Source organism: Nitrosopumilus piranensis (genome assembly GCF_000875775.1).
GTDB lineage: Archaea > Thermoproteota > Nitrososphaeria > Nitrososphaerales > Nitrosopumilaceae > Nitrosopumilus > Nitrosopumilus piranensis.
This window is the reverse complement of record NZ_CP010868.1, coordinates 1579659-1593475: the sequence shown is the minus strand read 5'-3', so window position 1 is coordinate 1593475 and position 13817 is coordinate 1579659. Positions and strand designations below refer to the sequence as shown.

Annotated in this window: 14 protein-coding genes; 8 read left to right on the top strand and 6 right to left on the bottom strand. The window is 38.4% G+C overall.

What is annotated here, in order from left to right; all coding sequences use genetic code 11:
• Nucleotides 1–12 precede the first annotated feature (12 nt).
• Both leuS and alaS read right to left on the bottom strand, forming a co-directional pair.
• On the bottom strand, nt 13–2880 hold the full coding sequence (gene leuS / locus NPIRD3C_RS09615) for a leucine--tRNA ligase (RefSeq protein ID WP_148703935.1): 2868 nt from the start codon (nt 2878–2880) through the stop codon (nt 13–15).
• Nucleotides 2881–2884: 4 nt separating this feature from the next.
• Nucleotides 2885–5554: an alanine--tRNA ligase gene (gene alaS, locus NPIRD3C_RS09610; RefSeq protein ID WP_148703934.1), complete on the bottom strand. Its 2670-nt coding sequence runs from the start codon at nt 5552–5554 to the stop codon at nt 2885–2887.
• 126 nt (nt 5555–5680) lie between these two features.
• On the opposite strand from alaS, the gene NPIRD3C_RS09605 reads away from it, so the two are divergent.
• Genes NPIRD3C_RS09605 through NPIRD3C_RS09590 form a run of 4 tightly spaced genes read left to right on the top strand, consistent with a single transcriptional unit; the run spans nt 5681 to nt 7527 of the window.
• Complete coding sequence (locus tag NPIRD3C_RS09605; protein ID WP_148703933.1) at nt 5681–5893, top strand: hypothetical protein; 213 nt, start codon at nt 5681–5683, stop codon at nt 5891–5893.
• Nucleotides 5894–5910: 17 nt separating this feature from the next.
• Nucleotides 5911–6096, top strand: coding sequence for a matrixin family metalloprotease (locus NPIRD3C_RS09600; protein ID WP_148703932.1), 186 nt, complete (start codon nt 5911–5913; stop codon nt 6094–6096).
• Nucleotides 6097–6135: 39 nt separating this feature from the next.
• Nucleotides 6136–7086, top strand: a complete 951-nt coding sequence (locus tag NPIRD3C_RS09595; RefSeq protein WP_148703931.1) for an MDR/zinc-dependent alcohol dehydrogenase-like family protein — start codon at nt 6136–6138, stop codon at nt 7084–7086.
• A 48-nt stretch (nt 7087–7134) separates the two neighbouring features.
• Nucleotides 7135–7527, top strand: coding sequence for a DUF6659 family protein (locus NPIRD3C_RS09590; RefSeq protein ID WP_148703930.1), 393 nt, complete (start codon nt 7135–7137; stop codon nt 7525–7527).
• Here NPIRD3C_RS09590 and NPIRD3C_RS09585 read toward each other — a convergent pair.
• Complete coding sequence (locus NPIRD3C_RS09585) at nt 7524–8729, bottom strand: PQQ-dependent sugar dehydrogenase (protein WP_148703929.1); 1206 nt, start codon at nt 8727–8729, stop codon at nt 7524–7526. The two genes, NPIRD3C_RS09590 and NPIRD3C_RS09585, sit on opposite strands and share 4 nt — an antisense overlap.
• 56 nt (nt 8730–8785) lie before the next feature.
• On the opposite strand from NPIRD3C_RS09585, the gene NPIRD3C_RS09580 reads away from it, so the two are divergent.
• The 4 genes from NPIRD3C_RS09580 (at nt 8786) to NPIRD3C_RS09565 (ending at nt 11361) form a co-directional block, all read left to right on the top strand.
• Nucleotides 8786–9295: a hypothetical protein gene (locus NPIRD3C_RS09580; protein WP_148703928.1), complete on the top strand. Its 510-nt coding sequence runs from the start codon at nt 8786–8788 to the stop codon at nt 9293–9295.
• Between the two features lie 57 nt (nt 9296–9352).
• Nucleotides 9353–9667: a 50S ribosomal protein P1 gene (rpl12p, locus tag NPIRD3C_RS09575; RefSeq protein WP_148703927.1), complete on the top strand. Its 315-nt coding sequence runs from the start codon at nt 9353–9355 to the stop codon at nt 9665–9667.
• An 81-nt stretch (nt 9668–9748) separates the two neighbouring features.
• Nucleotides 9749–10381, top strand: coding sequence for a trimeric intracellular cation channel family protein (locus NPIRD3C_RS09570; RefSeq protein ID WP_148703926.1), 633 nt, complete (start codon nt 9749–9751; stop codon nt 10379–10381).
• A gap of 35 nt (nt 10382–10416) precedes the next feature.
• Nucleotides 10417–11361, top strand: coding sequence for a calcium/sodium antiporter (locus tag NPIRD3C_RS09565; protein ID WP_148703925.1), 945 nt, complete (start codon nt 10417–10419; stop codon nt 11359–11361).
• An 11-nt stretch (nt 11362–11372) separates the two neighbouring features.
• Here the strand turns inward: NPIRD3C_RS09565 and NPIRD3C_RS09560 are convergent, their stop codons facing one another.
• The 3 genes from NPIRD3C_RS09560 to NPIRD3C_RS09550 form a co-directional block, all read right to left on the bottom strand.
• Nucleotides 11373–11573, bottom strand: coding sequence for a hypothetical protein (locus tag NPIRD3C_RS09560; protein WP_148703924.1), 201 nt, complete (start codon nt 11571–11573; stop codon nt 11373–11375).
• 83 nt (nt 11574–11656) lie between these two features.
• Nucleotides 11657–12625 carry a hypothetical protein gene (locus tag NPIRD3C_RS09555; RefSeq protein WP_148703923.1) on the bottom strand — a complete coding sequence of 323 codons (969 nt, stop codon included), beginning with the start codon at nt 12623–12625 and terminating at the stop codon, nt 11657–11659.
• A gap of 82 nt (nt 12626–12707) precedes the next feature.
• On the bottom strand, nt 12708–13805 hold the full coding sequence (locus NPIRD3C_RS09550) for a hypothetical protein (RefSeq protein WP_237087661.1): 1098 nt from the start codon (nt 13803–13805) through the stop codon (nt 12708–12710).
• Between the last annotated feature and the right edge of the window lie 12 nt (nt 13806–13817).

Genomic DNA, 13817 nt, shown 5'->3' with positions numbered 1-13817 from the left:
AGAACGACTAAATCACTCAATCAGTATTGCAGGTTTGAATGGCCTTGCATGTCTAGCTTTTCCCTTTGGATCATAGATATCATCATCTGATTTAGAATACACTGTAATATCTACTCCAAACTCTTTCTTACCAATGCTTGATAGTTCTGATTTTAGGAACTCTTTTTCATCAAAGGATTCAGCTTCAAGCTTCATTCTTTTGATACTCTCAGATTCAGAATGCAAATCCTTGATTACTTTTTGTACATAGTCTGGCATCTTTTTGGCATCAGCAGTATTAGGATCTGCAATTAACTCCTTCATCACAACTCCCATGTTGTTTTGACCGCCTACCATGATACTAAGTATCTTGCGATAGATTTTGGATTTTATTTCATCTGAGTTTACATAGATTACAATTTTTTTTGGAGTGATTTTTGTAACCTTGAGAATACTTGCAATATCATCTATAGTTGATTTTAACAACTCTTCAGCTTGAATTGATACAGCATCTACATCATCTTTAGAATATTCTGGCCATTGTGCCTTTGATACTAGTTCTGAATTTCCTAATTTTTCCCACATCTCCTCACTAACATGTGGTGCAAATGGAGACAGCATTGCAACTCGAGCAGAATTTATCTGGTGTAAAATTCCTGAAACATCTCCTCGTTCTTTTGCTTGAACTCGTTTTTGATACCAGCTCAAGTCAGTCTCAAATGTAAACAAGATATCATGTAGTGCCTCGCGCAATCTCATTTTTTCTACTGCTTCTGTGACTTCAGCTATTTTGCTCTGGGTTTTGGAGAGAATCCACCTGTCTTCTGCTTGCAAATTGCCAATCTGACCTTTTTTGAGCCTAGAGCACTCCTCTAAAAGCGACTCTAGCTTGCTTTGAATGCCTGAAACTGACTCCATGTTAAAATCAGCATCTTGGAGTAATTCAGCAGACGATATGATTGCCAATCTAATTGGGTCTGCACCATGATCTTTTATTGCAGCTCGCAATGGAATGATGTTTCCCATACTCTTTGACATTTTAGCTCCATCCATCATCACACTACCGTTAACAACAATTTCTTGTGGCCACAATTTTTTATCAAAGATTGCAACGTGGTTTAGTACAAAAAATGACAAGTGGTTCTGTACCAAATCACGACCCGAATGCCTTGAATCAACTGGATAAAAGTATTGGAATTCTTTTTTCATTGTATTAATTACATCTTCAGAAAGATTTGATGAATTGGCAGCTTGTGTCACATCGCCTTTATCTAACAAAACATAATCAAAGAATTCTTTGCTAAGATTCTCAGGTTGTACTGTTCCATCATTTACAAATCTCGATATAGTATAGTATGCCATGTAAATTACACTGTCTGATAATGACTCTACAATCCAGTCCTTGTCCCATGGTAGTTTAGTTCCAAGTCCCTGTTGTCTTGCACAAGCTCGCTCATGCAACCAATCAATTACTTCAACAAACTCTGTCTTGATATTGTTAGGTAGAATGTTCATCTCATCTAAACATTTGCGAGCTAATCCCTTCCATTCTTCATCGCCATAGTTCAAGAACCACTGGTTGTTCAATATTTTTACAACACATTCAGCTCCGCAGCGACATTTCACCGGTGCATTCTCTAACACTGGGAATTTTTCTAGAAAATTATTTTCTTGCAACCAAACTCTAATTTTGTCTCGACCAAACTGTACCTTCTCATTTTCAAACTGTGCACATTTGTCATTTAGCTTTCCATCAGTAAATTCTTTGAGATATAGTTCCTTGGTAGCCTCTTCTAACTTGTCATCAGACTGGTCTGAGATTCCCATTTTCTCTACAATGTCTTTTGCTGGAATGGCGCCATATCCTTCTGTACCAATAATTGGAATAGGCTCTAATTTTGAGGCCAGTTCGTGTCCTTTTGCCTTCAAATCCATCAATGCCTGATAGTCTTTTGGAGCATGTGCAGGCACAGACATTACTAATCCTGTTCCCATGCTGGGCTCTACAAAGTCAGCTGGCAGTATTGGAATCTCTCGTCCGTCATGATTAGTGGCATTCTTGCCAATTATCTCACTACCTGGAATCTCGCCAATTACTGATACTTTTTTCTCAAAGAATTCTAGTTTCTTTGCACATTGTTCTGAGACTATCCAAGTTTCATTATCAACTGACACCTTTTTGTAAACAGTATTTGGATTGACCCAGAGATTTGTAATACCAAATATAGTTTCAGGTCGAAGAGTCGTAATTGGAAATACAAATTCATCTAGCTTGAACTTTATCAAGAAATTCTTATCATCAATCTTTGGTTCTACATCGCCCATTGTATCGTGCTGTGATACTGGGTTTTGATCAACAGGACACCATCCAACTGGATGACTACCCTGAATGATTCTACCCTTTTCTTTTAGTGTGGTGATTTGCCATTCAATAAATTTCTGATAACCTGGAACTATAGTTGTAAATTCACGACGCCAATCAATGGAATACCCCATCTCAATCATTCCAGATTTTATCTCTTCATGAAAGTAATCTGCAATCTTTATTGGTTTAACAAATGACTTTATTGCATCTTCAGGAACATGGTAGATGTTTCTTAACCCATCAAGTATCTCTTTTTCTCCAGACTCGATTCTTTTTGCCATGCCAAGTACAGGTGTTCCCGTATAATGGAATCCCATTGGGAATAGTACATTGTATCCTTTCATTCGATAAAATCTTGCATGAACATCAGCTAGTGTGTATGTTCTTCCATGTCCGATATGTTGCGGAGAGTTTGGATATGGATATGCAACTGTAATGAATTTTTTTGGTTTGTCATTTGGGTTTGTCTCAAAGTCTTTTGATTTGGCCCATTTGTCTCGCCACTTTTTTTCAATCTCAGTCCAGTTAATTGTCATTGTCTCATCCTAAAATCATCGATTTCGCTTTGGCTATTGCCTCGTCTTTTTTAGATGTGTCTTTTCCACCGCCTTGGGCAAATTTGGCATCTCCACCACCAGAACCGCCCAAAATTGAGGCTATTTCTCGGGCAATCTCGCCTGCATTAACCCCTGATTGCTCACCTGAGAACACTATTACACGAACTGTTGGGTCAGCTTCAAAGATTCCACAAAATGCAGCTGTTGCATCTTTTCCAACTATTTTCTTGCCAAAGTTCTGGTGGAAATAATCATCATAATCAGGATTTGCAGTAAAGCACAACTTTCCTTTGGTGAATATTCCGTCTTCTTCTACTGATTCTCCAGCTAGAATCTTTTCTAGTAGTACTGGAATCTTTTCTCTTGTCTTTTGCTTGTTTTCTTCACGTTTCTTTTCTAGCTCTTCTTTTTGCTTTGCTTCTTCTTCTTTTCTCTTTAATTCTTGAGCTTGCAGCTTCTCATATTCAAATGCGCCAGGACCTGATACAAACTCTAGACGAACCACTCCGTCTTGAATGCGTTTAGTCTTTGTAATCTTGATTAGCTCAATGTCGCCAGTTTTTTTGACATGTGTTCCACCACATGCTTCAACATCTTGGTCTTCAATTGAAACAATTCTAACAGCTTTTACTGGAACAACTCCTCCCTGGTAAATTCTAAATCCATATGTCTGCTCTGCAGTTCCTCTATCGTAATAGTCAATGTTGACATTAAGATTTTGTTTTACCATGTTGTTAGCTGCATCTTCTATTTTTTTGATCTCGTCATTAGATAGAGAAGAGTGATGAGTAATGTCTAGTCTGGCATGATCATCTTCTTTGAAAGCTGAATGCTGCCAAATCCATGAACCCAAAACTTTGCGTGATGATGCATTAAGGATGTGGGTACTGGTATGGTTTTTTGTAATGTTGGAGCGGCGTGTCTCATCAACCTTGCATGAAACGGTCTCACCTTCTTTTGGAGTGCCGTCCTCTAGCTTGTGAACGATAATGTTTGCATGCTTGTCTACATCTGTTACTGAAAATCCTGCTATTGTTCCGTGGTCTGGCTCTTGGCCTCCACCCCGTGCGTAAAATGATGTCCTATCTAAAATTACCATATCCTTAATTACCTTGAGTACCTTGGCTGAAAACTCCATTGGGTCGTCTTGGTAAAATAGAGTTTCAGTTTCTGGCAGTCCTTCTAGTGGAAGTTCTGCAATTGCCTTTTTCTTGTCAGACTGGTGCAAATCAGATAACTTGGAATAAAATGATGATGGAATCTCTGAAATTGCATCGACTTCTTTAAGATATTCAGGAGTGATTCCGTCTGATTCGTAGTATGTAATTAGTTCATCAACTGATGGAGTTCCTTTTTCCTTTATCTTGTCTGCTTTTTTCTTCATGTGAACTTTGGATTCCTCGTATCTTGCAGATTCGAGTTTTAGTATTGATTTTACATCATCTCTCTTCTCATCAAGTTCGGGATACGTGTCCTTGAGATAGTCTACATGAGCATCAATCAAGTCATCAATGTCCAGTTTTACATTTAGTTTTGAAATGGTTGCATTGATTCGACGCAACATCATTCTCAAGTTGTATCCGCCGCCAACATTTGATGGAAGCGCACCATCAGTAATTGCAAATATCAAAGTACGCAAGTGATCTGCAATCAGATACATTCCCTCCAGCGGCGTGATCATCTTTTGCATCTGCTCATCTGTAATTCCTGCATTCTTTATTGCAATTCGTCTTACCTCATTCAAGTCATCATAGTGATCAATTACTTTTGCAACTTCAGTAAAGTACTTGCGCAAAATTTCTGAATCAGAATCAATTCCAATAGTGTTGAATAATTTCTGATTGATTGGGCCAAAGCAGCAGTCATACGCAGTTGGCGTTCCCATCGTAATCCATGCAAATCTCTCAAGACCTGCACCCATGTCAATTACTCGCTGGTCTAGTGTTGTATGTTGTCCAAGCTCCCCCTGAAATTCAGTAAAGACTGCGTTTCCAAGCTCCAGTCCACGCACAAAGTATTCTAGTGATGGACCAAACGAGCCTCCGCCTGCCCACACATCTTCAACAAAGACTACTTCGTCTTTGTTTATTCCAAATTGCTCAGTTAGTAATCTATAATCCAAATCAACGCATTCGTCTTTCCAATATCCTCCCAAATCTGGAACGCTGTGCTGCCCTATCATGCAAAATGATGAAAAGTGGCGTCCGGTAACTCCGACGTTTTCCAAGTCCTTGAATCGCAAACAAGTTTGCGGAACAACCAAAGGATTTGCAGGAAACTCAAATACTACCTTGCTTCCCATCACTCTTTGAAAGTCTACAACTGATGCTATTGTAAAGTACAAGTCATCACGCCAGCGACACACTACAGGATAGCGGCTAACTGAAGTGTGATTGTTTTTTACAAAAAACTCTTCGACCTGCTTCCATGATTGGGTATAGTCAAATCTCTTTGAAGTTGGCGGATCTCCAATGAATGAGTACGTGTCTAGTCCGTCATCAGGGCACAAGTCCCTGTCTGCATTCAGAGTCCAAAAGAATCTGCCACACTTGGCACATGATTTTCTTACAAATCCCTTCTCTGAAAACAGCTTGACGTTATAGTACTTGTCAGGATCTGATGAAAATTCTTTTAGAATCTCTTTTTTATCCAATGAAAAAACCTGCCATTTGCCGATATTAAGAATTAGCGATATGGCTTGCTTTTTGAGGCTAGAATCGCTGTCTGTAACCTCAATTACATATTCCTCGTTTTAATCAAATTTCTCTGCAATTTTTTTATGAAAGCACTGATCATGGGAGCAATTTTTGGTCTGATGTTGTTTCCAATCTCATTTGCAAATCCAGCAGAGTGGAACTACCTGATGCCATGGAATGATGCGTCTCAAATCAATGTAGTAATAGAATCTGACTTTGATGTAGATGAGAACAAAATCAAGGACCACAATACACAGATGGCTTTACAAAATACAAAATTAATGATGATAAAATAGAACTAGTCTTTGTTATTTTGTATGATGTTGATGACATGTCATACAATGAGATAGAGATGGTTGCAAGACATGAACTAGGCCATGCACTGGGACTGGGACCCACAACAAATCCCTTTGATATGGTGTATTCTGTAATTGGCAAGCAGCACAGCTTGATCTCAATGTTTGACTTGTATGCATTGCTGCAAATTTATCAAAAATAATCTATATTTTAAAATGGAATAGATTTTCAAGCATTCCTGATGAAGGCAACTTGCTTTGATGGAGAGAAAATAAAGTATGATGAAAACTATCCAGATCCAAAACCTGGAGAATCTCTAGTTAGAGTGAGTCTTGCTGGAATTTGTGGAACTGATCTTGAAATCTTGGATGGATACATGGCATACAATGGAGTGTTGGGCCATGAGTTTGTTGGAGTAGTAGAAAAATCTGAAAATCCTAAATTGGTTGGAAAAAGAGTTGTAGGTGAGATTAATGCTGGATGCAACAACTGCGACTCTTGCAAAAAAGGATTGCAACGACACTGTCCTAACAGAACAGTTCTTGGTATTTTGAAAAGAGACGGAGCATTTGCTGAATTCCTATCACTACCTGAGCAAAACTTGCATGTGATTCCTGATTCAATTTCTGATGAGCAGGCAGTATTTGTCGAACCACTTGCTGCAGCATTTGAAATCAAAGAACAAGTCTCACTAAATCCTGACTGGAAGGTAGCAGTTGTAGGAGATGGCAGGCTAGCACAGATGATTTGCCAGGTTCTAAAGTTGTCATGCCCTGATGTTACTTGCTTTGGAAGACATCAGCACAAGCTTGCATTGCTAGAAAAATTTGAGATTCCAACTAGAATTGGAATAGAGTCAGCTGACCAGCAGTCCTATGACTTGGTAGTCGAAGCTACTGGAAGCAACTCTGGATTCTCTGACACCATGAAGCTGGTAAAGCCACGCGGAACTGTAGTTTTAAAATCTACTATTGCATCACGAGAAAACCTTGACTTGACTCCAACTGTTGTAAATGAGATTACACTGATTGGCTCTCGTTGTGGATTGTTCAAGCCGGCAATTGATGCACTTGCATCAGGTATTGTATCAGTTGATTCCATGATTGACTCTATTTTTCCACTAGAGCAGTTCTCTCAAGCAATTGAGCATGCAAAAAAACCTGAAACACTCAAAGTCTTTCTAAAACCATAATTGATTTTGGAGCTCCATTAAATATGGAAGAAATGTATTATCCGTGTCATGGCTGAACAGTTCCCAATCAAAGACATCAAAGAAAGAATAGATGACATCATGATAGACCCTGAGATTCGATTCTGCGGACTAATTGATGGTAATGGAGAATTGCTTGCATGTGGCTTTGATAGCAAGTCTGTACCAATGCTAAATGACAAACAAAGAAGACTGCTCTATCAGGAGCTAGCTCACAGAGTCGCAAACAGACAAGGCTTTGATGCAGACCTTGGACGTGTAAAGTACTCGTCTTCAAGAAGAGAAAATGCAGTGATGATGAGTTTTCCTTTTGGAACCTATGTTGTACTAGTTATTGCAACTCCTCGCGTAAACATTGATAGAATTGCGTGGGACATACTCAACAAGCTAGGACGACAGTGGTCTGAGTTTGGCGGTCTCTAGTTTTTAGAAATTATATTTCTTCCATCAAGATATGATAATGCATCAACTAGTTCTTGGTCTGAGATTAATCCCTCTGAGTGCCACATGGTAATGTTACTAGTCCATAGAGGGGAACTACTCATATCATAAAGAAATGAGATTCTGAGAATCTTATCATCACCTAATTGAGGATTGCCACGTCCGTCCTGATTGCTAGTCAAAATGTACAGTCCATCCGGGCCTGCAACTGCATCACGCAGCCTGCCAAATTCACCTGAGAATAATTCTTGTTCTGATACTACGTTATACTCTGAATCAAATTCTACTGCTCGCAGGTGTTCACCCTTTAGTGCTGCTAGAAAATATTTCCCGCTCCACTGAGGAATGTCTCCATAGTAAAATGTAGAACCTGATGGGGCCCAAGTATCATCTCCTGAATGCAGTATTGGATTTGTCAATCCTTCTTTGGTCTCATCCCCAATTACATCAGGCCATCCATAGTTGGAACCAGGAGTTATCAAATTGATTTCATCATGTGCAACTCCGCGCCATCCAGAAGGCCCATGCTCTGTTGCAACTAGATTTCCTGATTCATCCCATGCAATTCCTTGCGGATTGCGGTGTCCATATGAGTATACTGCTGAACCAAATGGATTGTCATCAGGAATTGTTCCATCTGAATTGATTCTCAAAATTTTTCCTGCAACTGAATTCAAGTCTTGTGCAAGTTCAGGACTTGTTGCATCTCCTGTTGTAACATACACCATTCCGTCTGGCCCAAACTTTATTCTGCCGCCGTCATGATATGGAGCACCTGGAATTCCTTCCAGTAATACCTTGTCTTCAGACAAAACATTGTTTGCCTCTACATATCTTACCAGTTTGTTCTTTATCCCAAGAAACTCATTGTAAGTGTAATAGACATAGACATAGTGATTTTCATCAAAACTAGGATCAAGTGAAACACCTAGCATTCCTCCTTCTCCACCACCTACACTCAGATTCAAAAGTTCAATTATCTTTCCATCATCAATTACATTCAGAGTCCCAACTCTTTCAGTAAAGAACACTCTGCCGTCTTGAGCAAAATCAATGCTCCATGGAATTTTGAGATCTTCTGCAATTACATCTACTTTGACTCCCAGTTCGGGATAACTTTGAGCAAATGCAGCTGGAATGATTCCAAAAACAACTAGCATGCAAACAATGACTGTAACTTTCATGGTTTACTTTGAATAATTAATAATACATTAAATACACTATCATATTCAGTGAAACCATGTTTGGTAAGAAACCCCAACTCAAAGAAGGAGTCCACGTATTTTCTGTAAAAAAGAATGGTGATTATAATGACTTTATCTTTGCAACAGTTACTGGAATTGAGGGAAGAAAAGTTGGGGTCAGCGGAGTTATTGTAAATCCAGTTGGCCTGAAAAACAAACTAGAACAAGGAAAGACTGGAGAACGCTCAAGAGAAATTCTAGAGAATCCAACTCCTGACAATGTAGTACTTGCCCTAGTGTATAGAGTAGAACATGAAAACTTTGCAACTGTACTAGATCTTGACAAAGACAAGTGTGATCTGATCCCGCCCAAAGTCTATGCAATGCTTGATGGTTGGATTCGCGAATCACTGCCAGAATTTATCAATACAGTGCTGTCTTTGCCACCGGGAGCAGAACGCGATGAGGCAAAACGTGTCCTCAAAAACAGAATGGATACTCTAATTGACAAGAATCTAAAGAGAACACTCTACTCTGTATGTCGCAGTCTTAAAATTCTAAACTAGGATTTAGGCACAAGTTCACAGTAGTTTTATATTATCGAGTAAGAAAATCCCGATACAATGGAATATGTTTACGCTGCTTTACTTCTTCACAAGCTAGACAAAGAAGTTAACGAGGCAAACGTCAGCTCAGTTGTCAAAGCATCTGGCGCTGAAGTTAATGAAGCCCAAGTTAAAGCACTAGTTGCAGCCTTAGCCGATGTCAACATCGATGAGGCAGTTAAAGCCGCACCTGTAGCCGTTGCAGCAGCAGCCGCACCAGCAGCAGAGGGCGGAGATGCAGCCGGTGGTGAAGCAAAGAAAGAGGAAAAACCTAAAGACGAAGGTAAAACCGAAGAAGCAGCCATGGAAGGATTATCTTCATTATTTGGCTAAACGAGTTTACTTTTCTCAAATCTATTTTTGATCTCCATTTTTATCAATTCTTAATTAGCAACGCTACGATGTTTGAATTGAATGGTAGATTTTTCATTTGAACTTGGATCGTTTATCTCTATTTTAGATTACTTGGGAACTATTGCATTTGCAGTAACTGGAGCTTCCAAAGCAATTGCACATAACGCTGACATCTTTGGAATTATTGTATTGGCAAGTGTAGTTGGTGTAGCTGGCGGAATAACTCGTGATATGATATTTGGCAGATTCCCAACTGCCTTCTCTGATCCAATCTACATCAGTCTGACAGCAGCGTCAGGAGTTGTAATGTTCTTTTTGTATTCAAAACTAAAACGCCAGATGGCAACTTGGCTGGTCTTTGATGCAGTAGGGTTGGGAGTGTTTTCTATAATTGGTGCATCTATTGCGCACCAGGTAGTTGGCTTGGAGTTTCTTCCAATGCTTTTTGCAGGAGTAATCACTGCAATAGGTGGCGGAATACTTCGAGATGTCTTTGTAAGGGAGATTCCTATCGTCTTTGTAAAAGAAGTCTATGCTGTTGCTAGTGTAGCTGGCATTGTGGTATTTTATGCAATACTTTCTTCTGGAGTAGACATTCAGGTATCTTCAATAATTGGAATTGTAGTTGCAACTGGAATCAGGCTGCTTGCAATGAAGTATAACTGGAATCTACCAAAGGTTCAAGAATCCTGAACCTGGTTTAATTATTACAATAAACTACAAACATAATGGAATTAATTTTTAATTTTTTACTTGTTGGAATTGGTCTAACCATGCTTTACTTTGGGGCCGACAGGCTAATTTCAGGTTCAACTTCACTATCCCGCAAGTTTGGGATTAGTCCACTTGTGATAGGTTTGACTGTTGTAGCGTTTGGGACATCCGCCCCGGAATTTGTAGTAAGTATATCTTCTGCAATGCAAGGTCTTTCAGATGTGGCTTTGGGAAATGTTGTTGGCAGCAATATTGTAAACATTGGACTGATACTTGGAGTTACTGCCATAGTTAGTCCCATTGCTGTTTCAAAGTCTGTGATAAGAAAAGAGATACCAATCATGATTGGAGTTTCATTTCTTTTGCTTGCAGTAATTATTGATGGGAAAATAGATTTGATTGATGGTGCATTACTAGTTACAGGAATCATAGTCTTTACTGGATTTAGTTATCGTAGCTCGAAAAAATACACTGACACTGAAAAAACTCCATCTCAAATATTGCAAAAAAACATTATTCCCAAATCAATTCTATTTATTGCAGCAGGGCTTGGTCTTCTAACCTTTGGGTCCTTTCTTACTGTAGATAATGCAGTAATAATTGGAAACAGTTTTGGAATATCTGAATTATTTATGGGGTTGACTATAATTGCAGCAGGAACTTCTCTTCCAGAACTAATTACATCCATAGTCGCTGCCAAAAAGGGACATGCTGAACTTAGTGTAGGAAATATTGTTGGAAGTAACATCTTCAACATTTTAGCAATACTTGGAATATCTTCTGTGATTTCAGGCATTACAGTAAGTGATCAAGTTTTAGTTGATGTTGGAATGATGCTGGCATTTAGTTTGGTGCTTTTACCAATTATGCGTCAGGGCTTTAGCATTTCTAGAAAGGAAGGACTGATACTGATTGCAGGATATGTTGGGTATGTAGTATTTTTGCTCTACAGGCAATAGAGAAACTAGTTTTAGTTTACCTCAACTATGATTTTCTCTACGTCCTCAAAAACACATTCAGAAGAGCAATACTCGCTTTCATTATATTCAAATCTATTTCCACAATTCTTGCAAATTCTCTTAATTGTGTAATTGTTCAAATACACCTTAACTGCAGGCTCGTTTTCTGTCTCTGTTTGTTGAATAGTATCAAAACTGTATCTTTTGTTCATGAGGAAACTATTGAAAAATCGTATTTAAGGAACCAAAAAATTTTGATCTGGTGCTAATTTCTAAAAATAAAATAAAAAAGAAATTACTGGGTTGAAACCCATTCGTAGATGAATTTGACTTGCTCCATTAGAACTGCATTGATTTGAGAAATCTTCTCTTCTAATTCTTTGATTGTTTCTCGGAGCATTTGGTTTTCTTCTTCAAGTTCTGATATTCTTTGCTCCAATCTTAGAACTTGCTCATTATCTACTGTTGGTACAGGATATGGCTCTGGATATGGTTTAAGATAATCAGATTCTGGATAGTCGTGTTCTGGATAATCATACTTGTTGTAATCATGTTCTTGATATTCGTATTCAGAATTGTCATAGCTTCCATCGCCTCTGTTGTCATATTTTTCAAAGAATGCAACAACTCGCTTTGCTTGCTCATATGACAAGTCAGTTTCAGAAACAATCAACTCTACTAGTTGCTCAATCTCTCCAGCTTCCCAAAGTCTTTGGATTTTTTCTGGAGGAATCATCTCCATGATTCTCATTGCCATTGACTCTATTGATTGCCATTCAGGATCATTTTCATAAAATTCTCCTTTATCTCTGTCATCTTCATAATCATTGTACTCAGTTGCGTCTCTGTATGTTTCATCAGAATTAGCGTACTCCTCTCTTGCTTGTTCATCAAGATAACGGAATTTTTCTTCAAACATTTCCTCAAGTTCTTGGAATTGTCTCATCATGTCTGATTCAAGAGATTGTCTCTTCTCATCAAATTCTGCGAATAATCCATCAAACATTGCATTGATTTCTGAATCGCTAAGATCTGGATTGTTCTCTATTTTTTCATAGATTTCCATCTTTTGTTGTTCATAGTCTCTGTCTAGTTCTTCAAACTCTTCTTGGAAGTGTTTCTCGATTTGATGTCTCTTTTCTTCAAATTCTTCATGAAGTTGCTTGTATTTTTCATCCCACTCGTCATATTGTCCCATTGCAGGAGTAGTCATTCCTACAATCAAGATGGTAAATAATCCAAGTATTGGAAGTGTCTTTTGCATTAACTTTAGACCAAAATTTCCGCATTTAAAGGGAGATATGTAATGTATAGTAACAGTTATCTATCAAAAATCAAGTTTGTGCCTAATCTGAGAATCTGAGTATCTTTGGTGCAACAATCATCCCTGCAATTCCTGAAACAATTCCACCTGGAATGCTCATCATCCAGTGGTTGAAAACCATGTCTGATGCAGTTGGAAGTACGTCATATGGGAATGTGTCATTGTACAAGTATACCTCCAAAAATGTCATCGAAAGCATTGGAAAACTAAATGCAAAAAACATAGAACCTAATATTGCACCTGCAATCTTTGTTGAATGTCTTTGCATAATTTTTGACTTCCATTTTTTGTTAAAAATAAAATCTGCAGCAATTGCACTAATCATTGGCACTGCAAACAATGGGAGATAAAACATAATTCCTTCAGATGTAAAGATGTTTGATGTTATGTTCATCATAATGAATACAAATGCTGCACCACTAGTTGCACCAAATCTATTTTGTGTCTTTGATGATGTCCAAAATACTAGTGAATATGCAAATGGAATAAAAATAAAACTTAGTACAATTGCAACATTAGGATCCGGGTTGAAATTATGGGATTCTCCTTCTGAAATTGGTAATACAAAAAAGAAGATTAACCACATTATACTAAACCAAAATATTCCATAAGTTATTGGCAAGATTACTCTAAAGAACAAGTTCTTTTCTTGCAAGTGAAAATTAATCCTTGAGAATCCTATAACAGAACCAACAAGTGTGGTTAGAATTCCAAGTGCAAGTGTGATGTGGGTTGGACTAAGTAGTCCATCTAATCCAAACAATTCATGCCAGTAAAAATCTGCAGGTCCTGCAGCAATTTGGATTAGCGCTCCAATTACTACGAGTTTGAGTCCTGCTGCAAATGACTCTGTCCTGAGTTCTTTTCTTCTAAGGTATGCCACAGAACTCATGATTGCGCTAATTACGCTAATTCCAACACCTAGATACAAAATCCCATGTGATGGTGTAAAGAATGTCTCAGGAGCTCTAAGCAGATGAGATGTAATATCCCAGCTTGCCCCCCACATTGCAAGAGTTGTTCCAACTAGTGCTACTAGAAACACAGCTGATGGGAATCTGATTGCAGATTTTTGTAAACTCTCAGATGTCAATGTTCTCAAAAATTCTTTTGTGTTCATAAATGATTCTGC